Source organism: Fulvivirga lutea, assembly GCF_017068455.1.
GTDB classification, from domain to species: domain Bacteria; phylum Bacteroidota; class Bacteroidia; order Cytophagales; family Cyclobacteriaceae; genus Fulvivirga; species Fulvivirga lutea.
On the sequence record NZ_CP070608.1, the window covers coordinates 1,648,957 to 1,672,692 of the forward strand.

Below are 23,736 nucleotides of genomic sequence, written 5' to 3' on the forward strand. Positions count from 1 at the left end.
CTTTTCCTTACTTTATTCTTCAAAGATAAAACCATTTTTTATGTATTTTGCAAAATATGGGTAAAAGCATCATTCTAACACTTTTTTTGGCGTTATCGTTCTATCAATTTGCTACTGCACAAAGTAGTTTAGCACCACTAAATGAAGATTATTATCATCTCATAGATAGATATGAAATAAAGTACGGACAATTAAACCCATATTTTCATACCAGTTTGAAAGGTTATACAAGATCTTCCATTGGTCAGTATGCCGATTCTCTTTTAAATGCAGATGAGCAATTGTCGCATCAGGATAAGTTTAACCTGGAGTATTTAAGAAATGATAACTGGGAATGGACCGGCACGGAAGAGAATGTAAGCAGAAAACCATTTCTAAAACATTTTTATAGGTCAAAGTCAGACTTATACCATGTAAGAGAAAAGAATTTTGATCTTCATATTAACCCTGTTTTACACTTAAGTGGTGGCAAAGAGTCTGAAGATGATGTCACTACTCAAACTAATACGCGTGGAGTACAAATTCGTGGTGTGGTAGATAATAAGGTTGGTTTCTATTCTTACATTGGCGAAAATCAAATTATAAACCCATTCTATGTTCGGCAAAATATTGCAAGCAATTTTGTAGTACCGCACGAAGGGTTTTGGAAGGGGTATAAAGATGATGGTGTAGATTTTTTTACTGCCCGAGGTTATATAACCTTTAATGCCACCAAACATATTAACCTTCAATTTGGACATGATCGGTTCACAATTGGAAACGGACACCGATCTATGATACTTTCAGATAATGCCCCTGCCTACCTCTTTTTGAAGTTGAATACACAGGTTTGGAAGATTAATTACACGAATATTTTTGCTAATCTAACTTCAGATGTTTTTGGCAATGCTGGAGGCCTAACTGCCAATAATGGCTATCCTGAAAAATACATGGCATTTCACCACTTAGGTATCAACATAGGTAAAAAATTAAATATCGGTGTTTTTGAATCTGTTATTTTCGATCGTACAGATTCTCTTGGAAATCATAATATAGATATTAGGTACTTAAATCCGATCATATTCTATAGAGCCGTGGAGCAGCAAAACGGCAGTACTGATAATGTTCTGTTAGGGCTCGATTTTAAATGGCTGGCAGCAAAAGGCATTTCCTTTTACGGACAATTCACGCTGGATGAATTTCTACTTGAAAACCTAAAAGAAGGTTCTGGCTGGTGGGCAAACAAGTTTGCAGTGCAGTTAGGTGCAGAGTATATCGATGCTTTTGGAATTAATAACCTGGACTTGCAAGCAGAGGCTAACCTGGCAAGACCTTATACATACTCTCACAGCTCACAATATGGTAGTTATTCACACTACCGACAGTCTTTAGCTCATCCATTAGGAGCAAATTTCTATGAAGGAATAGGTATCGTGAGATATCAACCAATTGATAGGCTTTATCTAACGGGAAAGCTTATTTATGCTCAGTATGGTTTTGATGGAGCTGGCGAAAATTGGGGTGGTAATATTTTGTTAAATAATGTTTCTCGAGAAATGGATTTTGGTAACGAAATAGCCCAAGGCCAGAAAGCAGAATTAACATATATTGATTTAACGGCCAGTTATATGTTTAAGCATAACTTTTTTATTGATGGTAAGCTTGTGAGCAGAAATTTGTCCACAGATATTGCCTCAGCGGATTCAGATACAAATTTCTTATCGCTTAGCGTACGCTGGAATATTCCACAAAGGCTTCACGAGTTTTAATCCGGTATCAAGTCTGATAGAATTTGATTAGTGGAATTTTCAGATGATTGGAATAGGTATTGGAAAGTTAAGTATGTAGCTGGTATTCCTAAATAGAGTAAAGAAAGAACCTTCATATTGCTATGAGAGGTTCTTTTCAAATTAATTAGTCCTCGTTTTCTTCAGTTACCGGCATTGATTGATGCTCACTTTTCATGTTTTCATGATCTGCTTTTACTTTCTCATGTTCGCTGACCATAGCTTCATGATCAGCCTTCATAGTTTCATGTTCGGCTTTCATGTTTTCGTGTTCCTTCATCATTGATTCCATGTCTACCTCTCCGGCTGCATGCTTATCTTCCAATTCTTTGTGGCTATTTAACAAAGTTTTGTGTGAGGCTATCAATTCCTCATGTTTGGAAATCATTGCACCATGAGATGCTTCCATTGCCATGTGAAGGCTGTCTGGTGCATCACCTGACATTGCCTGATGATCTGCTAACATCTGCTCATGTAAGCTTTCCATTTCTGAATGAAGCTTTTCCATCTCTTCATGTGCCGCTTCCATAGATTCATGGTCGCTTACTAAATTCTTATGTTCCTCTGATTCGGCAGGATTTGAGCTACATGCAGCAAAAAACATTGCGACACCCAGAGATAATGCTATAATAAAGGATTTTCTTTTCATGTTTTAGATTGTTTTGTTAATTGATAATTACAATATATTAAAATTGCTTGAGAAAAGTCAGCTTACCTATGAATTGTTGCTCTTCAAACGGAGTTTCAAACTGATCGATTCGGGTATCATTGAATACTAGATAAATAAATGAAAGTGGTCGATACTCCCAGCTTGCCCGCACATTCCATCGACCTTGCTCATCAAAGGTATTGTACTGATAAAAAGCCGATAACTGCACTCTGGGATTTAAAGCAAACCGAGAACCAATGGTGGTGAGATGTGTGGTTAAATCTTCGCGATTCTCACCGAGACTAGTAAGATCATTACGCTCATAATAGGCTGTTATAGCGATATGTGGAATAGGGGCTAAACGGCCAAAAGCACTAAAGGTCTGTCTCTGCCCATTATAGAAATTACCAAAATCATAAGTACCTGATAATGACCACTTCTTAGATTGATCGGTATTATACCGAATTAAATAACGTGTATAAAAGTATTGATCTTGCGGAATTGGAATCCCGAGAGGAGCAAATTCAAAATTTATATTTTGCCATGTTGGTGTCATTGAAACTTCTACGAAGCTATTGTCTTTAAACCATGTGTATACTGGAAAAATGTAGATGCTTGCTTGTTGAAATTGGCTAGGGTCATTAAAATCATGATTGTAATTAAAAAAAAATCCCGGGTCTGATCGTCTAATCCAAGGTGTTTTTTTTGGGCGCCAAATGTAGTACCCACCGGGACTGTGGCGAACTACATTTTTCTGAAATACAAAACCCATATCTGGGTTGTAGTCTTCCGATACTATATCAGTAATATATCCCAAATAGTACTTATTGGTACGGGTCTGCACGGCAATCCGTCCGGCAATTCCTAATGTGTCATTAGAATTATCTCTCGAGCCTGATACAAGGTAGGAGACATTCCATGTATCTTTTGGTCTTACAAACCCATCTAAAGTTATGGTTGTATTGTCACTTTGGCGAACGCCTAATTCTTGTGATTGTTGATCGAGGCGATGGGTCACCATTACACCGATGTTGTTTTCATTCCCATAGTTTTGAAGGTAACGGCCTACCATAAAGCTGGCTCCAGCTGAATTCTCCGTTTCGGCCTGATTGATATATAATCCTGCAATAGACCTGTTCTCATTGCGCATAGTGTAGCGGCCACCGGCATTAATTCTGGCAGGCTCAGCGTTGAAGTTCCCTTGCAAGCCAATGGTTCTACTAAAAAATGGAACAACAGCTCTATTATTTGCCCCCGCCCAAATGCCCGAATTCTCCAGAAAGAATTGCCGTCTTTCTGGGAAGAAAATGTTAAATCGCTCCAGGTTATTAACCGCCCGATCCACATCAGCTTGGGCGAAGTCAGTGTTAAAAGTAAGGTCTAATACTGATTGAGGATTAATAGCCCACTTTACATCACCTCCAAATTTCATATCGCTTTTGGTTGAGGTGCCATCACCATCTTCAATCCTGTCGTATTGAAAAAGAGTATAAGGTTCTACTCTTATGTTCGCACTTGGTTCAGGAAGCTCAAGCCCTTCTAACGTAGCGGCATAGGTCATGCGATAAGGTGAGAATGATTGAGGAATGGCTGGAAATACAGTTTGCTCATAATCTCTTCGAGCTAATCGGCTGAATGTAATCCCCCAACTAGGCTGTGTGTCTTGCCCGGTATCTTCATATCTGATAGACTTGAATGGGATGGCAAATTCAGCATAATATCCGGAATCTGTTCGTTGAGTTCGAACTGACCACAGAGCATTCCAGTCATTATCGGTATTGTTGTCATTGAAATTTTGAAGGTCTCTTTGGTTACCATAAGGTGTTGTTTGGAAAGAAACACAATACTGTTTCAGGTTTTGTGGGTCTAGCTGTACAAAAAAAATATCGTTTTCATTAGAGTCAAAGTCTCTCCTTAAATCCTGAACCCTAACACCGCTTTTCCCTAAAGAATCCTTGCAAAATGCTCCAATATATAAATTTTTTTCATCGTAAAGCAGTCTTACTTCCGTATCGTATAGATAATCTCTTCCCTGTCTAGGCTCCATACGAAAGAACTCTTTTACAACCTTTGCGTTTTGCCAATCACCCTCAATAAGCTTACCATCAATTTTAATCTGTCCGGTTGCTTTTTGTGCTGTAACAGAAGGTGGGTTTTGTGGAGGTGGGAAATTTTGGTCATCTTGAGCAAAACAAGTGATAGTTTTGAAAAACACAATAGTCAAAAAAACGTAATAGAAGAATTTCATAACGGCCAATTGTCTTCAAATCCAATTCCTTCCTCCATCTCCTTAATCTCCACCTCACTCAACAAGCATTGATCTAATTCAGATACAATTTTTTCTTTATCCATATCCATGCCGATGAACACAAGCTCGGTCATGCGATCGCCCCATTTTTTATCCCATTTGGCCTGTAACTCTTCCTGATGCTCTAGATAGTTAGGATTCATGGCACGTTCTCGCATGGAGACACTGACCCACCACCTTCCATATATTTCGGCTTTCATTGAGCCTCCAGCCTGACTCCACAGGAGGGCATATTCAGGTCTTGAGGCTAACCAGAATATGCCCTTACTACGAACCACAGATGGCGGAAAACTGCGGGCCGCATATTCTAAAAATCGTTGTGGATGAAATGGTTTAGCTTGTCGATAAACGAATGAGCCTATACCATATTCTTCTGTTTCAGGGCTATGCGAAATTCCTTTTTGCGCTAGTTCTAATTCCTTTTGCCATCCAGCTGATTGTTCTGCCACATCGTAATCAAATAATCCCGTATTGAGAATTTCTTTCGGGTCTATTTGGCTATTTGATGTTCGAATAATCTTGGCAGTTGGATTTAGTTTATGAATTGTATTTTCTAGTAATCCAAGCTGAACTTCATTGACCAGATCAGTTTTGTTAAGTAAAATCACGTTGGCAAATTCAACCTGATCTGTAAGTAAATTAACTATGGATCGATGGTCTTGATCATCATCAGTCATGTTGCGATCCAAAACAGTATCGGCACTTCCAAAATCCTTAAAGAAATTGAAGGCATCAACTACCGTTACCATAGTGTCCAGTTTACTAAACTTGGTGAGATCATACAACTCATCGCCTGTAGCAAAAGAGAAAGTCTGAGCCACCGGAATAGGTTCAGAGATACCGGTGCTTTCAATCAATAAATAATCGAATTTGTTCATTTTTGCTAGTTTCTCCACTTCGATCATCAAATCTTCACGAAGTGTGCAGCAAATACAACCATTACTCATTTCCACCAACTTTTCATCCGTTCTCGAAAGTTTGGCACCATTAGCTATGAGCTTTTCATCAATATTTACTTCACTCATATCGTTGACAATCACAGCTACCTTTAATCCTTGACGGTTGTTAAGTATGTGATTGAGGAGCGTAGTCTTACCGGCTCCTAGAAATCCACTAAGAACTGTAACCGGTAGCTTTTTTGACCGCTTTAATATATTCAGCATGTTTTCTTTTTGATTTTAGATTTAAATAATGGGCTCCAATGATTACAAGAACTCCCAGGAATAGAAGGACCAATTGCACCCATAGCATGGTTATGTTTTCACTGATTTTTAATAGGACGAAACCACCAATAAAAAGTCCCATGAAACCATAATTATGGTGTATAATGAACTGAGGCAGCATTGCTGTGATGCCAATAAGTAATAGGCTCGCAGATATGGCTAACTCTACTTGTTCATTGAGTATGAAATTAAAAATGTCAAATGTGCCTAGACCTAAAATAATGGTGGTAACCAAGCATTTCACACCACAACATAAGGAAAGACAGATCCCTAATTTGTCAATCCAAATAGATTTTTCAGTCATAGATTATCTGAAGTATACAAGACAACTTCTTCCAGCATTGGAATAATTGTTATGATTAATGTTAAACAGAGTAAGCCATCCATTTTGGATGGGTATTAATAGATAAAAGGTAGATTATACGAACACCGGAGGTGCGCGGGATGAAGCAACTGAACTAGCTAATATGATTAGATCACAATGGCTTGAAAGTGCAATGGTTTCTATTATTAAATCTTGATTTAGCGGAAAGGCCTTTTCAAATGTTTCAGTTTGTTTTTTGAGATAATAATCACAGAAACTACATTCAGTAGACAGCTCAGCAGTTTTAAAAACTAATTGATTGTCAACCTCATATTCATGAGTATGTGTTTTGCTGTGTAATGCGTATACTAATGGCAGCAGCAGAAAATAGCTGGCTAAAAACAGATGTGATATGATTACAAGCCGTTTCAAGGTAGCTAATGTAAAAGAAGATTTTTTTAAATGCAACAGTGTTGCATTTGATTATTTATAAAACTCATAAATCATGTTGTTAACAATTACTCGTCACTCAAAGGGGTAAATTATGCTAAAAGCATCATTCGGGTTTAAACTTTTATCCGCTACTTTGCGGCACATTATATGAAAGTATTTTTTCGAATATTCAGTTACGCCAAAAATTTAAGACTTTATGTCCCTCAATATGTGATCTTCACAATTCTGAGCGTAACCTTTAGCGTATTTAACCTGGCATTATTAATACCGCTCTTAAATGTTCTCTTCGGGCAGGAAAAAACTGTAGTATACGCCAAGCCGGAAGGCTTTGAATTAAGCACATCGTATTTAACGGATTCATTCAACTATCACTTTTCACAAATAATCATCAACTATGGGCCAAAGGATGCGCTTCTGTTTGTTTGCTCCATTGTTTTAGTGTCTGTGTTCTTTACTAATATTTTCAGGTACCTGGCAGCTATTATAAGTGCAAAGATTAGGTTGGATGTAGTGAAGTACTTACGTATGGATGTATACGATAAAGTATCACGCATGCATTTGGGCTTCTTTAGTACAGAACGTAAAGGGGATTTAATCTCCAGGGTAACGAACGATGTCCAAGAGGTAGAAGTATCTGTATTAAACAGTCCGAAGTCGATGTTCCGAGAACCAATGACGATCATCATTTACTTCATTGCACTTTTTACTATTTCTGTAGAGCTTACTTTATTTACAATATTAATACTTCCAACAGCAGGTGGAGCCCTTGGTTATTTGGTGAGGAAACTAAAAAGAAAAGCCGTTCAAAGTCAGGAGTCATTGGGTCGTATTGTAAACATTTTGGATGAGACATTAGGCGGCATGCGAATTATCAAAGCTTTCAATGCACGTGATTATGTGAGCGATAAAATCAATCAGGAAACAGATTATTACAGAAGAGTTAACTTATCCTATTCATATAGAAAAGAATTGGGTTCGCCTATTTCAGAGTTCTTAGGCATCGGTATTGTTACGGTTATTTTATGGTTTGGTGGTTCAATGGTATTGGATAATGAGTCTTCCATAAATGCCGCTCAGTTTATAACATATCTGGCTATTTTTTCACAGATTATCTCACCAGCCAAAGCATTTTCACAAGGTATTTCTGGAGTGCAAAAGGGTATAGTTTCTGGGGAAAGAATTTTTCAGGTGGTTGATAATGTGCCTGCCATACAGAATAAGCCAAATGCTAAGGTGTTAACCGGCTTTGAGAATAGCCTGACATTTGAAAATGCATCATTTGCTTACGAACCTGGCAATTATGTACTGAAAGGCATCAACCTCGAAATTAAAAAAGGGCAAACAGTGGCTCTAGTTGGCCAGTCAGGCGGGGGTAAATCTACATTAGCAGACTTGATACCGCGATTTTATGATGTTACTGATGGCGATATTAAAATTGATGGCATATCCATCCGGGATTGCGAAGTGGATTCCGTAAGAAAACAGATGGGTATTGTAACACAGGAATCTATTCTGTTTAATGATACCATCTTTAATAACATAGCTTTTGGTCTTGATGAGGCTAATGAAGAAGATGTGATCAATGCAGCTAAAATTGCCAATGCACATAATTTTATTTCCGATCTGGAAAACGGATATCAAACTAATATTGGTGAGCGCGGCATGAAGCTTTCCGGTGGACAAAGGCAGCGAATAAGTATCGCAAGAGCGGTTTTAAAGAACCCGCCAATTCTAATCTTAGATGAGGCAACTTCTGCACTTGATTCTGAATCTGAGCAACTGGTGCAAGAAGCACTGGCTAACTTAATGAAGAATAGAACTTCTGTAGTTATTGCGCACAGATTAAGCACAATACAGCATGCCGATGAAATTATTGTTATTCAGAGTGGCGAAATCATTGAAAGAGGAGGCCATGAAGAGCTTCTGGCTAAGGGCGGGATTTATAAAAAACTGAACGCCATGCAAAATACTTAGTTTAATTTTTTGTAGCTTTAATTTCAACCAAAGCCAACTCTTGTCGAGATATTGATACTTCTATGAAAAAGCCTAAATCTATATTTTTAATCATCTATTTCATTTTTCATGTTTTACTGCTGGTTGTTTCAATTTATGTGAACTACAGATCAGAAGACTTTGAATTCTTGCTGTGGCTAAGAGGAAAAATGGATTTGATGGTATATGTATCAGCCATTGGCATGATACTCTTTTTTGTAAATGTTCTTATTTCAGGACTAGATGCCCGTAGTCATTCCAAAGAGAAATCAGCGTTAGAGCAAGAGGTAAATGCATTGAAAGCAAAAATGTTCGATTTGCAAGAGGCAACAAGTACCCCAAAGAAGAAAGAGGCTAAGCCTGAGGTGAGGGAAAGTGAAGAAAAAGAGGATTCAGGGGCAGACGAATAATAATATAGGTATGGACAAGAAGCTCATTATTACTCAGGAGCTATTACACGCACAAGACGTTTTAGAGAAATTTATTAAAGATCCGGTATGCATTGCTAATGTTGAGGCAGCCGCTGACTTATTGGCTAACAGTATAAAGTCTGGTGGTAAAGCTATTTCATGTGGTAATGGAGGCTCTCATTGCGATGCCATGCATTTTGCTGAGGAGTTAACCGGTCGTTTTAGAGATAATCGTAACCCTTTGCCAGCTGTAGCTATTTCAGACCCAAGTTATATGTCGTGCGTGGGTAACGATTATGGTTTTGATTATGTCTTTTCTCGATTTGTGGAGGGCTTGGCAACCGATAAAGATGTGCTATTAGCTATTAGCACTAGCGGTAATTCAAAAAACGTGATTCATGCGATAGAAGCTGCCAAGAAAAAAGGAGCAAAGGTGATTGCACTTACTGGTAATGGTGGTGGTAAAATGGTGGGCATGGCTGATGTGGAGATTTGTGTTCCCCATTTTGGTTATGCCGATAGGGTGCAGGAAGTACACATCAAAATCATTCATATTCTTATTTTACTCGTTGAAAAACTAGTTGCTTAAATGCTATCTAAATCTTTTGGTGCAGCCGTTTATGGTGTCGATGCACGAATAATCACTATTGAAGTAAATGTTGGTCAGGGCACAAAGTTCCATATGAGTGGCCTGCCTGATAATGCCGTAAAGGAAAGTGAGCATCGTGTTGAGTCAGCCATTAAGGAAAATGGTTTACGGATGCCACGGCAAAAGGTGGTGGTAAATTTGGCTCCTGCCGATATAAGAAAAGAAGGCAGCTCTTACGATTTACCGATAGCACTGAGCATTCTCAAAGCGTCAGATCAAATAAGTGCTGAAAAGTTAGAAGAGTATTTAATAATGGGCGAGTTAGCACTCGATGGCAAATTACGACCAATCAAAGGAGTGTTACCTATAGCTATTGAAGCTCGAAAAAATAAATTCAAAGGGTTTATCTTACCTAAAGAAAATGCACGAGAGGCGGCCATTGTTAATGATTTAGAAGTTATTGGCGTAGAGTCGTTAAAAGAAGCTATTGATTTTTTTGAAGGAGTTATTGATATAAAACCTTTGGATATAGATACACGAGATGTATTTATGACCGAGGTAAATACCTATAGTGCCGATTTTAAAGACGTTCAAGGGCAGGAAAATATTAAGCGGGCTTTAGAAATAGCTGCTGCTGGCGGACATAATGCCATTATGATTGGCCCTCCGGGTGCAGGTAAAACCATGTTGGCCAAAAGACTGGCTTCTATTTTACCGCCTTTAAGTCTGCATGAGGCATTAGAAACAACAAAAATACATTCCGTGGCTGGCCGCTTGGGTGATAACGCATCACTCATAGCCACAAGGCCATACAGAAGCCCCCATCATACAATTAGTGATGTGGCTTTAGTTGGCGGTGGTGGAAATCCACAACCCGGTGAAATATCGTTGGCACATAACGGAGTACTCTTTTTGGATGAATTGCCAGAGTTTAAAAGAACCGTGCTAGAGGTAATGCGCCAGCCTATGGAAGATCGTAAGGTAACTATTTCAAGGGCAAAAGTGTCATTGGATTATCCGGCCAATTTCATGCTTATTGCCAGTATGAACCCATGCCCATGCGGGTATTATAACCACCCTGAAAAAGAGTGCGTGTGCGCGCCAGGTGTTGTTCAGAAATACTTGAGTAAGATCAGCGGGCCTTTGTTAGACCGTATAGACTTACACGTGGAGGTAACTCCTGTTTCGTTTGATCAAATGACGGCCAATAGAAAGTCAGAGTCAAGTGCAGATATTAGAGAACGCGTGGTAGCTGCCAGAGATAGGCAAATTGACCGCTTCAAGGATATAAAAGAAATCCATTGCAACGCCATGATGCCTTCGCAGATGTTGAAAGATGTGTGCCAAATAAATGAGGCAGGTAAAACATTGCTTAAAACTGCCATGGAGAAACTAGGGCTATCGGCAAGAGCCTATGATCGTATACTTAAAGTTTCCCGAACCATTGCCGACTTAGCCGATTCTGAAGAAATTCAAATCGAACATTTAGCCGAAGCCATTCAATACAGAAGTTTGGATAGAGAAGGTTGGGCGGGGTGATTTCCTTCAAAGTTGCAATTGGATAAATTATTTTTCGGAAATATTATTACGGTATCAACATTTAGAACATCGATGATAAAAATTGAACGTTTATTGATCTTTTTCGGAATATTATCATTGATAATTTTAAGTTCTTGTGATTTAAAACAAGGAGATCCAGAGCCCAGTCCTCAGTTTTATGATTTATATGTAACAGAAAGGGATCAATACCCATCTTGGTCTCCGGATGGTAGTCAAATTGCTTACAGTCATTTAAGCGGGGTATTTCCTGAGCCCACTGATTATCCATCTGGACTTTATGTGATTGATAAAGATGGCACTAATAGGCAGATAATTAGAGAAGGAAGTTTTAATAATCCAACATGGTCTCCAGATGGCTTATCGATAACATTTATGTCTGGAGGAAGGCTTGTTTCAATCAATTTAAATTCACTAGATGAGAGGATATTGAGCTCAGATGTTGATAGTTATTATTACCCTGATTATAATCCTGACGGATCTCACCTTTTATTCGATAGACTGAATAATGAAAATGGGAGTTTGTTGGTTACCAATATATTATTTGATAGCACACCTGAGGTATTTAATGATTCTTTTATTAATGTAAGAGATGTGGAGTTTTCAACTGATGGCAATCAATTGGTTTATATGAAAGGTTCTGTTGAGTACAGTTCCTTAGAAATAGCCAAATATGACCTATTAAATAATGTAGAAACAAGATTGACACTTGATAATATTGATGATCGATACCCTACATGGTCACCTGATAATTTAAAAATTGCATGGAGCAGAAATGTTCAAATTACCATTATGGATCAGGATGGAACAAATCAGAGACAGGTCGCATATGGGACATATCCATCTTGGTCAGTTTCCAATCAAATTGTATACAGTGGAGCCAATGATAATATCACTAAAGAGGTATTATATGTAATTGATCCTGATGGTAAGAATAAAAGGCAAATAACATTTTAAGCTATTGTAGTTTTAATAAGAATATCTCGCCTAATACATTGAATATAGAAGTCTAGATATAGAAGGTTAGGCGGTGTAATCAATGCAATATTAGAAGTTCAAAGTTGGTCTGTAGTCTAACTTTGAACCTAAAACTTTGAATTTTTCACTACTTAAGCCACGCCTTCATCATCCAAAGCGTTTTCTCCTGCTCGTCAATAAAATCCGACATCAGGTCTTCTGTACCATCGTCACCTGCTTTGATGGCCATTTCTTTAATCTCTCTTTCCAATGACAGCAGTTCTCGTAGATTATCCACAACTGTCTTAACTGATTTTTCACCGTCATGTACATTTTTCACCGGTGAAATGGTAGAAGCACTTATGTAATCGTCAAAGGAGTGAAGTGGTGCTCCCTCTATGGTCAATATTCGCTCCGCTACTTCATCTATTTTTAATGCAGAATCAGTATATAGTTCCTCAAATTTATCGTGTAATTGAAAGAAATGCTTCCCTTGAATATTCCAATGGAATCCTCTCAAATTTTGATAGTAAATCTGATAATCTGCCAACAAAATATTCAACTTATCTATTATCTGTTTGTTATCCATAGCTTCATCTTTTTGTGTTTGACAAAAGTAGTGGAAAGGTTATTATAAGTAAAATTGATAATTATTATACTTGCATAGATTATAGTTATAATGTGTCGTGTAATTTGCTCGCTTACCCAAAGCTTAATACTTATATTTGATTCCAATGGACAATTACTGGGACATAGTCATCTTTTTTCTTGGTGGGCTCGGGTTTATAGCCGGTGGGCTTATCACTGCCAAGCTGGTGCGCCCCAGCCGTCCGAATGATGAAAAACTAACAACCTACGAGAGTGGGGAGGATCCTATGGGTTTAGCAAGAGGCAGAGTGAATACTCGTTTTTATGTGATAGCCCTTATTTTTCTACTATTTGAGGTAGAGATCATCTTTTTGTTCCCCTGGGCTACGGTTTTTGGTAATGAGGAATTAATAAATGGCACCAATGGTCTTTGGGGCTGGTTTTCATTAATTGAGATGTTTGTGTTTATAGGTATTTTGGGCTTAGGATTGGCTTACGTTTGGCGTAAGGGCTTCCTCGATTGGCCTAAAAGCGAGATTCAAAAAAATGAGTTTACATCTCCTGTTCCAATGAATTTGTATGAGGAGATCAATAAAAAATATTCTAAGTGAGTTTACTGGATTCTAAGTTTAATAGCGGTGGTGTTATCGTAACCAAAGTTGATGACTTGATCAACTGGGCACGACTTTCTTCTATGTGGCCCATGACTTTTGGGCTCGCATGTTGTGCCATCGAGTTTATGAGTACAGGAACATCAGCATACGATATGGATCGGTTTGGTATGGCACCTAGAGCAACCCCACGCCAGTCTGATGTGATGATCGTGGCGGGTACGGTCACTTTTAAAATGGCCGACAGGATAAAAAGATTGTATGAGCAAATGGCCGAACCGAGGTATGTTATATCAATGGGCTCTTGTTCAAACTGTGGTGGACCTTACTGGGAGCATGGCTATCATGTGGTGAAGGGTGTTGATAAAATAATACCCGTGGATGTATATGTGCCAGGTTGCCCTCCAAGACCAGAAGCATTGATTGGCGGATTTTTGAAATTGCAGGAAAAAATCAGAAATGAAACGCTCATGGCACCTAAAGCCGTTCAAAAACTAATGGAAAAAGCATGAGTTTTGAAGATATAATATCGTTAATCACAGGGCAGCTAGGAGATGTAATCATTTCCGAAGATGAAAATGCTACACCTAAAGCAGTTGAAATCTCTGCTAAAGAGTTAGTCAATACAATGAATTTTCTTTTTGAGAATGATCAATTGTATTTTGATATGCTCAGTTGCATTACCGGTTTAGATAATGGCCCCGAAGATGGCAGCATGGAGGTCATTTATAATTTGTATTCTATCCCTTTTGATCATCACCTGATGGTAAAAGTAAAGCTAGATAGAAATGCCCCAAAAATTGATACCGTCTCACACATCTGGCAAACAGGAGATTGGCTGGAGAGAGAGGTTTTTGATATGTACGGCATAGAATTTACCAACCATCCAGACCTGAGGCGAATACTACTTCCTAATGATTGGATTGGCCATCCGCTAAAGAAAGATTATAAAGAGCAGGATACGTATCATGGCATTACAGTGCTACATGAAGATAGTTTGAACAAGGAAAAGGAATCTTAAGCTTGGAAAGTAAGATACAATATCAATATTCACCTGAAAATCTGGTAAAGTCAGAGCCTAATAAGTTCAAACAGGAAAATCTTCAATCAGATGAATTGGTAATTAACCTTGGTCCGCAACATCCATCAACTCATGGTGTGTTACGCTTAGAGGTGCTTACAGATAATGAGATAATCAAAGAAGTGATTCCCCATTTGGGCTATTTGCATCGTTGCTTTGAAAAGCACGCTGAGTCTTTGCCTTACAATCAAATTATCCCTTATGTAGATCGTATGGATTACCTCGCTGCCATGAATAGCGAGCATGCTTATGCGATGGGTGTAGAAAAGATGTTGGGCATTGCTGATCAAATACCTAAAAGAGTTGAATATATACGCGTACTGGTGGCCGAACTTAACAGGTTGGCATCGCACTTTGTAGCCATTGGAACCTATGCAATGGACATTGGTGCATTTACGCCCTTCTTTTGGATGATGCGCGACCGTGAGCATATTCAACGGCTGCTGGAATGGGCTTCTGGAGCAAGAATGCTTTATAACTATATTTGGGTAGGAGGTTTGTATTATGATCTTCCCGTTGGTTTTGAGGATAGATGCACAGATTTTATCAATTACCTCAAGCCAAAATTGAAAGAGCTCGAAACTGTAGTAACTGACAATAAAATCTTCATAGATCGTACAGCTAATGTGGGCGTGCTCCCATTGAATCTGGCTATAAATTATGGGGTTACCGGGCCTATGCTCAGGGCCTCGGGTCTTAAATTCGACTTGAGAAAAGTAGATGGTTATTCAGTTTACCCTGAGTTGGATTTTGATATTCCAATTGGTGAAGGCAAAATGGGTAGCAAAGGAGATTGCTGGGATCGAACGTATGTACGGGTTTTAGAGGTTCATGAGTCGGTTAAAATAATCGAGCAATGTCTCGAAAAACTGAAGACAGATTACAAACGCGATAAAGAATTTGACCCGCAGGCACTAGTGCCAAAGAAAATCAGACCTAAAGCGCAGGATTTATATGTTAGAGCAGAAAACCCGAAAGGAGAGCTCGGCTTTTTCTTTCGCGCAGATGGTAAAAGTGATATACCTTTTCGCTGCAAAGCACGCTCATGTTGCTTTGTGAATTTATCTGTGATTAATGAACTGGCCAAAGGCGGCATGATAGCCGATTTAGTGGCCATTTTAGGTTCAATAGATATTGTATTAGGAGAAGTAGATAGATAAATGAAGATTTTATCCGTTGAAAATATCAGAGATTTAGATGCCTATACCATAGAGCATGAGCCCATATCATCTTTCGATTTAATGGAGCGTGCTTCTAAGGCTTTTGTTCAATGGTTTGTTTCAAAGGTAACGAGTGACAAGAGCATTTTAGTGGTAGCAGGCACAGGAAATAATGGTGGTGATGGCCTGGCAGTTGCACGTATGCTTCACGACAAGAAGTATCAGGTCAAGGTAGTAATTATCGGAAATAAAGATTCTGGTTCCGATGATTTTAAAACAAATCTAAAAAGACTTTCTACCCAAGTTTTTGAATTCGATTCCGAGGCAAAGCTCCCGAAAGCAGATATTATCATTGATGCTATATTTGGATCAGGTCTTTCGCGACCGGCAGAAGGTAAGTACGCCATTTTAATTGAGCAAATTAATGAATCAGGCGCAGAGGTGGCTAGTATTGATATGCCTTCAGGGTTATTCGCTGATCGGACAACTGAAGGAAAATCAATTGTAAGGGCTAATGCCACCGTAAGCTTTCAATTACCAAAACTGGCATTTATGCTGCCCGAAACGTATGAATATGTTGGCAACTGGCATACGGTAGATATTGGATTAAGCCAGAAATTCATTTCAGAACAAGAAACTTCGAATTACTATATCACGGCAAGTTTCGTTAAGAGCCTAATCAAGCAAACTGGCAAATTTGATCATAAAGGTATGAACGGCAATGCATTAATTGTGGGAGGTAGTCTTGGAAAAATAGGGGCAGCTGTTTTAGCAGCCAAGGCAGCCCTTCGTTCTGGAGTAGGTTTACTTACAGTACAGGTGCCTAGAGTTGGTAATTCTATTCTTCAGGTTGCTGCTCCTGAAGCAATGACCATTTTAGATGATCAGGAAAATCTGATTTCTTCTATTACTTCTGATGGGTACAATGCCATAGCTATAGGCCCTGGCTTGGGTACGGATTCAACTACAGTAAAAGCTCTTGGCAATTTTTTAACCGATTATCAAAAACCACTCGTTTTAGATGCGGATGCACTCAATATTTTAAGTGACAATAGAGTTTTAATGGAATTAATACCTGAAAATTCGATTCTTACACCACATCCCAAAGAATTCAAACGACTTTTAGGTGAAAGCTGGCAGAATGATTTCGAACGACTGGATAAGCAAAAGGAACTTTCCAAAAAATTAAAGTCTATTATCATATTAAAAGGAGCACATAGTTCAATTTCGTTACCGAATGGCGAAGTTTACTTTAACTCTACAGGTAATGAAGGAATGGCTAAAGGTGGCAGCGGAGATGTTTTAACAGGTATGCTTGTCTCCATTTTAGGACAAGGCTATTCATCAAGAGATGCTGCAATTTTGGGGGTATTTCTTCATGGCTCCGCTGGTGATTTCGCCAAAAATCAATTAGGTTCAATTGCTATGAAATCGGGGGATTTAATAAATTTCATACCCGAAGCATACGCTCACATCTGTTAATTTATTGTTAAGCTTCACAATATTATCCCGTAAACAGGGTTAAAAATCCGAATTTTGAATTTAGTTTCTTTGAAGCGGTAACCTTAGGTAGGGTTATTCGTATTAACTTTTTGATAACGAATTACTAATTTAATTATTGTATTTGGTTCGATTATTGCTCAGGAAATAGTTGATGAAATTTTTAAAATACATATCGATCATTCTAATCATTTGCACTGTAAGCCTTGATGGGTTGGCGCAATCTGGTGAGTTAAATAGATTCAGCAATGAGTCTTTATCGGTAAAAAATGAAATAAAACTTTTTCCTAACCCAAGTGTTGATTTTCTGGAAGTGAAAATTGACAATTCCACATTAAAAGATGTTTCGTTCACTGTTCACAATATCATTGGAAACGTAGTGAATGTGGAAGTGGAAAAAGTATCAGACGACAAATTTAGACTACGTGTAGAAGACCTTTCACCAGGTTATTATCTACTAGCTATAAAAGACGAACAAAACGTGTTCAAAGAGACTTATAAATTCTTGAAACGATAGTTTATAAGGTTATTGAAATAGAAAACCCTGGCCAACTGGCCAGGGTTTTTTGATTATTAAAACTCTGCATTATCCGGTGTTCTTGGAAATGGAATCACATCTCTGATATTTCCCATGCCGGTTACAAACTGAATCATACGTTCGAAACCAAGACCGAAACCGCTATGTGGTGCTGAGCCAAATTTTCTTAAGTCGAGGTACCACCATAAATCTTCTTCAGGTATGCCTTGCTCTTCTACTTTAGCCTTTAGCACATCATACCGTTCTTCACGCTGAGATCCACCAATGATTTCACCAATGCCTGGAAAGAGAACATCCATTGCAGCTACTGTTTTACCATCATCATTGTGGCGCATATAAAAGGCTTTGATTTCCTTCGGGTAGTTGAAAAGTATTACCGGTTTCTTGAAATGTTTCTCCACTAAAAATCGCTCATGCTCAGACTGTAAATCGGCACCCCAGTCATTAATCAAGTATTGGAATTTCTTTTTCTTGTTTGGTTTAGAATTTCTGAGGATATCAATGGCTTCAGTATATGATAATCTCACAAACTCATTATCAACAATGAATTGAAGTCTTTCCAAAAGAGTCATTTCAGCACGCTCGTTTTGAGGCTTCGCCTTATCCTCTTCCTGAGCCCTGTTGTCTAAGAAAGCTAAATCATCTTTGCAGTTTTCTAAAGCATATCCTACCAGGTACTTTAAAAACTCTTCAGCAAGATTCATGTTATCTTCCAACTCATAAAAGGCCATTTCAGGCTCAATCATCCAAAATTCAGCCAGATGCCTGGAAGTGTTTGAGTTTTCAGCTCTGAATGTTGGGCCGAAAGTGTATACTTCAGAAAGAGCCATACATGCTGTTTCAACTTCTAATTGACCAGAAACAGTTAGATTGGTCTCCTTACCAAAAAAGTCTTCTTTATAATCAATTCTACCATCTTCCGTCCTAGGCACAGAATCAAGATCGAAATTAGTAACCTTAAACATCTCACCAGCACCTTCCGCATCAGATCCCGTGATTATGGGTGTATGAATATTGAAGAACCCTTTGTCTGTGAAGAATTTATGTACGGCAAAAATCATCGCATGACGAATGCGGTAAATAGCACCGAAAGTATTTGTTCTTGCTCTTAGGTGCGCAATTTCTCTAAGGAACTCCAAAGAGTGTTTCTTAGGCTGCAATGGAAATTTCTCAGGATCTGCATCCCCTAAAATCTCTAACTCTGCCACTTTAATTTCAACAGATTGGCCTTTACCTAATGATTCTACAACCTCACCATTAACGGAGATACATGCGCCAGTTGTTACTCGCTTTAAATGCTTCTCGTCAAAAGAATTGAAGTCAACAACGGCCTGAACATTATTGATTGTTGAGCCATCATTTATGGCTATGAATTGGTTGTTTCTAAACGTTCTTACCCAACCTTTTACGTTCACTTGTGTGCCTACTTTGGCACCATCAAGTACATCAATAATTTTTGTTCTTTTCATAGCGTTTTTTGCTATTCTTGCTAAGTGATGGTTAATTAAAAATGAGCGCAAAAAAACGATAAATAAAGCTTTTTATCAAAGAATAGAGGAAATATAATAACTTTGATTTATATTTAGTTAGGGTCAAAAAATAGGAAAATTAGCGCATGCAAAAACTTGGTTTAACCCAAAGTTTACAACAAAAATTATCTCCGCAGCAAATACAATTCATTAAGCTGCTGCAGATACCTACGGCTGAACTTGAAGCCCGTGTGGAGGAGGAGTTGGAAGATAACCCTACGTTGGAAGAAGGGAAAGAAGAATCTGATGAAGTAGATAATGAAGAATATGATGACGCAGAATCAGGTGATGATGATCTGGATGTGGATGATTATTTGCGGGATGATGACTTCAGCGGCTACAAAATGCAAGGTGATGGCGATAATGAGGATAAGGAAATGCCTATCGCCACCTACAGCACGCTTAACGAACAACTTATCAATCAACTCGGCTACTTAAAATTAGATGATCGTCAGTATACAATTGGTAAGCAACTAATCGGCAGCATTGAAGGAGATGGCTATATAAGAAGAGAAATTGAAGCCATTATTAATGATCTGGCTTTCTCTCAAAATATTGAAACGGATATTGATGAAGTGGAGGAGATACTCCGTAAAATTCAATCTTTTGATCCTCCTGGAATTGCCGCCAGAGACTTACAGGAATGCTTGCTGCTTCAGTTGGAGAGACGTGCAGATGATCAGAATGTTGATGTTATCGTAGCTAAATTAATTATTGAGCAGTGCTTTGATGAGTTTACCAAAAAGCACTATTCGAAGATTATGAAGAAGCTCGATCTTGAAGACGAAGATTATGTGAAAGATGCGATTGAGTTGATCAGGAAGTTAAACCCAAAGCCGGGAGGATCTTCTACTGGATTGGCCAGAACCCAATATTTGATTCCGGATTTTATTTTAGAAAATAATAATGGTGAGCTGGAGCTGGCACTGAATTCGCGTAATGCTCCCGAACTTAGAATTAGCCGTTCTTATTCTGAGATGCTGAAAGCATACGATAAGAGCGATAAAAAAGATAAAAAGTTAAAGGATACCGTTTCATTTGTGAAGCAAAAGCTCGATTCCGCTAAATGGTTTATCGATGCTATAAAACAACGCCAACATACGCTTTTGAATACTATGCGAGCTATTTTGGATTATCAGTATGAGTATTTCTTAGAGGGTGATGAAAGCAAGCTTCGGCCAATGATCTTAAAAGACATTGCGGATATTATTAAGATGGATATTTCTACTGTTTCCAGAGTCGCCAATAGTAAATCCATTCAAACAGACTTTGGCATCTTTCCACTCAAGTATTTCTTTTCTGAGGGAATTGCTACTGATTCAGGTGAAGATGTGAGTAGTAGAGAGGTGAAAAATGAGCTTAAAATCATTATAGAAGGGGAAGATAAGAAGAAACCGCTATCTGATGACAAGTTAGAGAAACTACTAAAAGCCAAAGGCTATAATATTGCACGAAGAACTGTGGCGAAGTACCGCGAACAATTAAATTTACCGGTAGCAAGATTGAGAAAAGAATTGTAGTGCAACGTAGACTGGCAAATTTCATATCTTATGTTTTTCATCCACTAATTATGGCCACAGGCTTGTTGGCGATATTGTACTTGTTTGCGCCATCAGTGATACAACCTATTAGCGAACAATCAATTAGGCCAATACTGCTAATGGTATTCATTCTTACCTATGTCATACCCTTGATAAGCATAGGTATGTTAAAAGTCACTTCGAATATTTCCAGCATAAAACTTTCTAATAGAAGGGAGCGGGTAATGCCCTTCTTCTTTGTGACTATCTATTATGGGTTAACAACCTATCTCTTTGCTAGCAAAGTGGTTTTAGGGTATACTCTGATAATCATATTCTCAACCATTACACTAATTATTTTATTGGTGACGATTATCTCTAACTTTTATAAGATTAGCGCACATAGTGCCGGAGCTTGGGGTATGGTAGGCTTTATGACAGCCTTGAATTTTAAATACCCGGATAGTCGATTATTTTTCCCCATTATTTTGGCAATAGTGATGGCAGGAATAATTAATTCTTCACGATTATTATTAAATCAACATAATTTAAATGAAGTGATTCTAGGTTCATTAATGGGCTTTTTTGTCTGTTTTGGGTCTATTTACTTTTTAACTTAGCAAGATGTTTGAATTTCTTAAATACGAATTAGATTATGGGGTGGCGACAATCACTCTTAATAGACCAGAAGTTTATAATGCATTTAACGATGGCTTGAGTTACGAGCTTCAGGATGCTTTAAAGCAAGCCACCAGAGACGACTCTGTAAGAGTTGTTGTGATAACTGGCGAAGGCAAAGCCTTTTGTTCCGGTCAGGATTTAAAGGCTTCTTCTAAAGCAGAAAAGAGGTCGTTTATAGATTCACTCCATAAAAGATATAACCCGATTATTCGTGCTATGCGAAATATGCCTAAGCCTATTATAGGTAGATTAAATGGTGTTGCTGCAGGAGCTGGTTGCTCATTGGCATTGGCATGTGATATTGTTGTTGCTGCCGAGGAGTCTATGTTGGTGGAAGTGTTTGTGAATATAGGTTTGGTATTAGATTCAGGGTCGTCTTACTTCTTGCCAAGGTTGGTAGGTTCTGCTAAGGCATTTGAAATGAGTACTATGGGAACTCGAGTAAAGGGGAAAGAAGCTTTCGAAATGGGTCTGGTGAACAAAGTAGTACCATTGTCTGAGTTAGATGCAGCAGTAAAAGAATACACTGATTTTTATGCATCGGCACCTACCAAGGCGATAGGTATGATGAAGAAAATGTTAAATAAAGCGGGTAATAGCTCTTTAGATGAGATGCTTGATTACGAAGCCTATTGCCAGGAAATTGCAGGTAGTAGTGAAGATTACAAAGAAGGTGTTAATGCCTTTTTAGAGAAACGAAAAGCTAATTTTAAAGGAAAATAAAAAAGGCCTCATTTGAGGCCTTTTTTTAATGATATTAATTGTTTTAAAATCCCGTGAAGGAGATTCCTATTGTCGCATTATTTACTTCTGAACCTGCGAACCCATCATCTGTATTCCAAAGAGTGTTTAAACTTTGGTAGTAGAATACATTAAATCCGCCTACGCCTACTCTGGCAGTTACGCCATATCGGAATTTGCTCAGGTTAAAATCATTATGAACTTTGGTTTTATATATCTCACCATCAACGTCTTGTTTAATTTTTGTATGAGAATTGAATAAGTACCCTACCTTAAATCCAACACCCGCTTTAAAGCTTCTTTTTGTGTCAGATGGGTTGGCATAAAATCTAACTTCTACAGGAATATCTATATAGTTTGTTACTAACATAGATTTTTTCATTCCACCACCAAAAATGGTATCGAAGGCAATAGTTTCTTGACCATCCGCATCAAAGCCTTTTACAGGTGTTACATCTTCATCAAATTTGTAGCGATCTAGTCCCAAGCCAATTCCGGGAAGGATAAAAAACTTGGTGTTAGCTATTCTAAAATCTCTTAAGTAATAGAAGTTGATGGTTCTTGAACCTAACAGTTCCGTAGCAATTTCAGGGTCGTTATTTTGAAGAATATTAAACCCAAAATCAATAACTAAAGTGCCTGGTACATCTGGCTGAGCCATTTTCTTGTGTGTTTTTGCTGGCTTTCTCTCTTCCGGACTACCTGTTGCGAGCGCAGATACTGAATAAATAAAAAATATGGATACTAGAAGTGCGTTTCTCATAATGTATTAACAAAAAATTTGCTTTGTTATTGTAGCGCGCAAAGATAGTGTTTTTTAAAAAAGTACCTTTTTTTGAGAGAATTAATTATATAACTTTGCCACTTCTTAAAAATGGCCTCGTAGCATAACTGAATAGTGCACTTGATTACGGCTCAAGAGGTTGCAGGTTTGAATCCTGCCGAGGTCACAAAAAAGCCCCTGAAAAGGGGCTTTTTTATTTCACTCCTGAAACATGAGACAAAATGGCCTTCCACTTTCCGTTCTCTTTAATTAATACATTACTCGATTCATAAGTCGATTTTGTACTGTCATTAAAAACATGCCCAGTGCCAGCAATAACAGCTGTGCCGTTATTAAAGATATCCAACCGTTTAATTTCATAATAAAAGGAGTCCGGGGCAACATGATTGTTTTTTACCCATTCTAGTTCGAATCGCTTATCAGATACTTCACCACTATGGCCAATCATTTCAAAATACTCATGTAGAATCTGATCCAGCATTTCAGGTTTACCCTGATGATATGAGGTTGGCCAAAGAGTAGTTTTCAAGTGCTTTAAATCTGTTGTATCTTGTTTGGTAATTTCTAAGCTGTAATTATTCGGGTTCTGCTTAGAGGAACAACTCGCCAATATAGCAGCAGTCAATAATGTGGTAATTATCTTTTTCATTCATGTTTGGGTTTGATAGAGTGGAATATACGCAAGCACGATAGAAGGGATGGAACTTTAACAACTTATTAACAAATTGATGTTAATCTAGTGAACATCTGCTGCCCTGAAGTCATTTAGTAATAATCATGATAACAATAGCTTTT

Annotated in this window: 23 protein-coding genes and 1 tRNA gene; 16 read left to right on the plus strand and 8 right to left on the minus strand. The window is 38.2% G+C overall.

The window, feature by feature from the left end:
- Window positions 1-56: 56 nt before the first annotated feature.
- Window positions 57-1,748, plus strand: a complete 1,692-nt coding sequence (locus JR347_RS07445; protein WP_205723421.1) for a hypothetical protein — start codon at window positions 57-59, stop codon at window positions 1,746-1,748.
- 145 nt (window positions 1,749-1,893) lie between these two features.
- Here JR347_RS07445 and JR347_RS07450 read toward each other — a convergent pair whose 3' ends face one another.
- From JR347_RS07450 to JR347_RS07465, 4 genes are read right to left on the minus strand one after another with little or no spacing between them, the layout of a single operon-like run.
- Entirely contained in the window at window positions 1,894-2,415 is a 522-nt protein-coding gene (locus JR347_RS07450; RefSeq protein ID WP_205723422.1) for a hypothetical protein, read from the minus strand.
- A 37-nt stretch (window positions 2,416-2,452) separates the two neighbouring features.
- On the minus strand, window positions 2,453-4,663 hold the full coding sequence (locus JR347_RS07455) for a DUF5916 domain-containing protein (protein WP_205723423.1): 2,211 nt from the start codon (window positions 4,661-4,663) through the stop codon (window positions 2,453-2,455).
- The gene (locus JR347_RS07460; RefSeq protein ID WP_205723424.1) at window positions 4,660-5,886 is read right to left on the minus strand and encodes a GTP-binding protein; all 1,227 of its coding nucleotides are present in this window, start codon (window positions 5,884-5,886) and stop codon (window positions 4,660-4,662) included. The genes JR347_RS07455 and JR347_RS07460 overlap by 4 nt, the downstream gene beginning before the upstream one ends.
- Window positions 5,837-6,250 carry a MerC domain-containing protein gene (locus tag JR347_RS07465; protein WP_205723425.1) on the minus strand — a complete coding sequence of 138 codons (414 nt, stop codon included), beginning with the start codon at window positions 6,248-6,250 and terminating at the stop codon, window positions 5,837-5,839. The genes JR347_RS07460 and JR347_RS07465 overlap by 50 nt, the downstream gene beginning before the upstream one ends.
- Window positions 6,251-6,850: 600 nt before the next feature.
- Between JR347_RS07465 and JR347_RS07470 the strand changes: the two genes are divergently transcribed.
- The 5 genes from JR347_RS07470 to JR347_RS07490 all read left to right on the plus strand — a co-directional run bounded on the left by JR347_RS07470 (window position 6,851) and on the right by JR347_RS07490 (window position 12,208).
- Window positions 6,851-8,677 carry an ABC transporter ATP-binding protein gene (locus tag JR347_RS07470; protein ID WP_205723426.1) on the plus strand — a complete coding sequence of 609 codons (1,827 nt, stop codon included), beginning with the start codon at window positions 6,851-6,853 and terminating at the stop codon, window positions 8,675-8,677.
- A gap of 62 nt (window positions 8,678-8,739) precedes the next feature.
- Window positions 8,740-9,105, plus strand: a complete 366-nt coding sequence (locus tag JR347_RS07475) for a hypothetical protein (RefSeq protein WP_205723427.1) — start codon at window positions 8,740-8,742, stop codon at window positions 9,103-9,105.
- 10 nt (window positions 9,106-9,115) lie between these two features.
- Window positions 9,116-9,694, plus strand: a complete 579-nt coding sequence (gene lpcA, locus JR347_RS07480; protein ID WP_205723428.1) for a D-sedoheptulose 7-phosphate isomerase — start codon at window positions 9,116-9,118, stop codon at window positions 9,692-9,694.
- The gene (locus JR347_RS07485; RefSeq protein ID WP_205723429.1) at window positions 9,695-11,233 is read left to right on the plus strand and encodes a YifB family Mg chelatase-like AAA ATPase; all 1,539 of its coding nucleotides are present in this window, start codon (window positions 9,695-9,697) and stop codon (window positions 11,231-11,233) included.
- Window positions 11,234-11,305: 72 nt separating this feature from the next.
- Window positions 11,306-12,208 carry a TolB-like translocation protein gene (locus JR347_RS07490; protein ID WP_205723430.1) on the plus strand — a complete coding sequence of 301 codons (903 nt, stop codon included), beginning with the start codon at window positions 11,306-11,308 and terminating at the stop codon, window positions 12,206-12,208.
- Window positions 12,209-12,356: 148 nt separating this feature from the next.
- Here JR347_RS07490 and JR347_RS07495 read toward each other — a convergent pair whose 3' ends face one another.
- On the minus strand, window positions 12,357-12,797 hold the full coding sequence (locus JR347_RS07495; protein ID WP_205723431.1) for a Dps family protein: 441 nt from the start codon (window positions 12,795-12,797) through the stop codon (window positions 12,357-12,359).
- A gap of 145 nt (window positions 12,798-12,942) precedes the next feature.
- Between JR347_RS07495 and JR347_RS07500 the strand changes: the two genes are divergently transcribed.
- From JR347_RS07500 to JR347_RS07525, 6 genes are all read left to right on the plus strand, one after another.
- Window positions 12,943-13,407, plus strand: a complete 465-nt coding sequence (locus tag JR347_RS07500; protein ID WP_205723432.1) for an NADH-quinone oxidoreductase subunit A — start codon at window positions 12,943-12,945, stop codon at window positions 13,405-13,407.
- Window positions 13,404-13,919: an NADH-quinone oxidoreductase subunit B gene (locus JR347_RS07505; RefSeq protein WP_205723433.1), complete on the plus strand. Its 516-nt coding sequence runs from the start codon at window positions 13,404-13,406 to the stop codon at window positions 13,917-13,919. The genes JR347_RS07500 and JR347_RS07505 overlap by 4 nt, the downstream gene beginning before the upstream one ends.
- Window positions 13,916-14,428, plus strand: coding sequence for an NADH-quinone oxidoreductase subunit C (locus JR347_RS07510; protein WP_205723434.1), 513 nt, complete (start codon window positions 13,916-13,918; stop codon window positions 14,426-14,428). The genes JR347_RS07505 and JR347_RS07510 overlap by 4 nt, the downstream gene beginning before the upstream one ends.
- 2 nt (window positions 14,429-14,430) lie before the next feature.
- Window positions 14,431-15,648: an NADH-quinone oxidoreductase subunit D gene (locus tag JR347_RS07515; protein WP_205723435.1), complete on the plus strand. Its 1,218-nt coding sequence runs from the start codon at window positions 14,431-14,433 to the stop codon at window positions 15,646-15,648.
- Window positions 15,649-17,130 (plus strand): NAD(P)H-hydrate dehydratase, encoded by a 1,482-nt coding sequence (locus JR347_RS07520; protein ID WP_205723436.1) that lies wholly within the window; start codon window positions 15,649-15,651, stop codon window positions 17,128-17,130. It begins immediately after the preceding gene.
- 172 nt (window positions 17,131-17,302) lie between these two features.
- Entirely contained in the window at window positions 17,303-17,665 is a 363-nt protein-coding gene (locus JR347_RS07525; RefSeq protein WP_205723437.1) for a T9SS type A sorting domain-containing protein, read from the plus strand.
- Window positions 17,666-17,721: 56 nt separating this feature from the next.
- Here JR347_RS07525 and asnS read toward each other — a convergent pair whose 3' ends face one another.
- Window positions 17,722-19,155, minus strand: a complete 1,434-nt coding sequence (asnS, locus tag JR347_RS07530) for an asparagine--tRNA ligase (RefSeq protein ID WP_205723438.1) — start codon at window positions 19,153-19,155, stop codon at window positions 17,722-17,724.
- A 146-nt stretch (window positions 19,156-19,301) separates the two neighbouring features.
- Between asnS and rpoN the strand changes: the two genes are divergently transcribed.
- The 3 genes from rpoN to JR347_RS07545 are packed head-to-tail and all read left to right on the plus strand — an operon-like array spanning window position 19,302 to window position 22,139.
- Window positions 19,302-20,735, plus strand: coding sequence for an RNA polymerase factor sigma-54 (rpoN, locus tag JR347_RS07535; protein ID WP_205723439.1), 1,434 nt, complete (start codon window positions 19,302-19,304; stop codon window positions 20,733-20,735).
- 50 nt (window positions 20,736-20,785) lie between these two features.
- A complete protein-coding gene (locus JR347_RS07540; protein ID WP_205723440.1) occupies window positions 20,786-21,355 on the plus strand; it encodes a phosphatase PAP2 family protein in 570 nt (189 codons plus the stop codon).
- A 4-nt stretch (window positions 21,356-21,359) separates the two neighbouring features.
- Complete coding sequence (locus JR347_RS07545; RefSeq protein ID WP_205723441.1) at window positions 21,360-22,139, plus strand: enoyl-CoA hydratase/isomerase family protein; 780 nt, start codon at window positions 21,360-21,362, stop codon at window positions 22,137-22,139.
- Between the two features lie 43 nt (window positions 22,140-22,182).
- On the opposite strand, the gene JR347_RS07550 is transcribed toward JR347_RS07545, so the two are convergent.
- On the minus strand, window positions 22,183-22,920 hold the full coding sequence (locus tag JR347_RS07550) for a porin family protein (RefSeq protein WP_205723442.1): 738 nt from the start codon (window positions 22,918-22,920) through the stop codon (window positions 22,183-22,185).
- A 113-nt stretch (window positions 22,921-23,033) separates the two neighbouring features.
- Between JR347_RS07550 and JR347_RS07555 the strand changes: the two genes are divergently transcribed.
- Window positions 23,034-23,107 (plus strand) — tRNA-Arg (locus JR347_RS07555).
- A 27-nt stretch (window positions 23,108-23,134) separates the two neighbouring features.
- Here JR347_RS07555 and JR347_RS07560 read toward each other — a convergent pair.
- Window positions 23,135-23,590, minus strand: a complete 456-nt coding sequence (locus JR347_RS07560; RefSeq protein WP_205723443.1) for a DUF4440 domain-containing protein — start codon at window positions 23,588-23,590, stop codon at window positions 23,135-23,137.
- Between the last annotated feature and the right edge of the window lie 146 nt (window positions 23,591-23,736).

Excerpts from the sequence above, each read along its gene's own strand:
- JR347_RS07445 (WP_205723421.1), top strand. The coding sequence starts at position 57 with ATGGGTAAAAGCATCATTCTAACACTTTTTTTGGCGTTATCGTTCTAT.
- JR347_RS07450 (WP_205723422.1), bottom strand. The coding sequence starts at position 2,415 with ATGAAAAGAAAATCCTTTATTATAGCATTATCTCTGGGTGTCGCAATG.
- JR347_RS07455 (WP_205723423.1), bottom strand. The coding sequence starts at position 4,663 with ATGAAATTCTTCTATTACGTTTTTTTGACTATTGTGTTTTTCAAAACT.
- JR347_RS07460 (WP_205723424.1), bottom strand. The coding sequence starts at position 5,886 with ATGCTGAATATATTAAAGCGGTCAAAAAAGCTACCGGTTACAGTTCTT.
- JR347_RS07465 (WP_205723425.1), bottom strand. The coding sequence starts at position 6,250 with ATGACTGAAAAATCTATTTGGATTGACAAATTAGGGATCTGTCTTTCC.
- JR347_RS07470 (WP_205723426.1), top strand. The coding sequence starts at position 6,851 with ATGAAAGTATTTTTTCGAATATTCAGTTACGCCAAAAATTTAAGACTT.
- JR347_RS07475 (WP_205723427.1), top strand. The coding sequence starts at position 8,740 with ATGAAAAAGCCTAAATCTATATTTTTAATCATCTATTTCATTTTTCAT.
- lpcA (WP_205723428.1), top strand. The coding sequence starts at position 9,116 with ATGGACAAGAAGCTCATTATTACTCAGGAGCTATTACACGCACAAGAC.
- JR347_RS07485 (WP_205723429.1), top strand. The coding sequence starts at position 9,695 with ATGCTATCTAAATCTTTTGGTGCAGCCGTTTATGGTGTCGATGCACGA.
- JR347_RS07490 (WP_205723430.1), top strand. The coding sequence starts at position 11,306 with ATGATAAAAATTGAACGTTTATTGATCTTTTTCGGAATATTATCATTG.
- JR347_RS07495 (WP_205723431.1), bottom strand. The coding sequence starts at position 12,797 with ATGGATAACAAACAGATAATAGATAAGTTGAATATTTTGTTGGCAGAT.
- JR347_RS07500 (WP_205723432.1), top strand. The coding sequence starts at position 12,943 with ATGGACAATTACTGGGACATAGTCATCTTTTTTCTTGGTGGGCTCGGG.
- JR347_RS07510 (WP_205723434.1), top strand. The coding sequence starts at position 13,916 with ATGAGTTTTGAAGATATAATATCGTTAATCACAGGGCAGCTAGGAGAT.
- JR347_RS07520 (WP_205723436.1), top strand. The coding sequence starts at position 15,649 with ATGAAGATTTTATCCGTTGAAAATATCAGAGATTTAGATGCCTATACC.
- JR347_RS07525 (WP_205723437.1), top strand. The coding sequence starts at position 17,303 with ATGAAATTTTTAAAATACATATCGATCATTCTAATCATTTGCACTGTA.
- asnS (WP_205723438.1), bottom strand. The coding sequence starts at position 19,155 with ATGAAAAGAACAAAAATTATTGATGTACTTGATGGTGCCAAAGTAGGC.
- rpoN (WP_205723439.1), top strand. The coding sequence starts at position 19,302 with ATGCAAAAACTTGGTTTAACCCAAAGTTTACAACAAAAATTATCTCCG.
- JR347_RS07540 (WP_205723440.1), top strand. The coding sequence starts at position 20,786 with ATGGCCACAGGCTTGTTGGCGATATTGTACTTGTTTGCGCCATCAGTG.
- JR347_RS07545 (WP_205723441.1), top strand. The coding sequence starts at position 21,360 with ATGTTTGAATTTCTTAAATACGAATTAGATTATGGGGTGGCGACAATC.
- JR347_RS07550 (WP_205723442.1), bottom strand. The coding sequence starts at position 22,920 with ATGAGAAACGCACTTCTAGTATCCATATTTTTTATTTATTCAGTATCT.
- JR347_RS07560 (WP_205723443.1), bottom strand. The coding sequence starts at position 23,590 with ATGAAAAAGATAATTACCACATTATTGACTGCTGCTATATTGGCGAGT.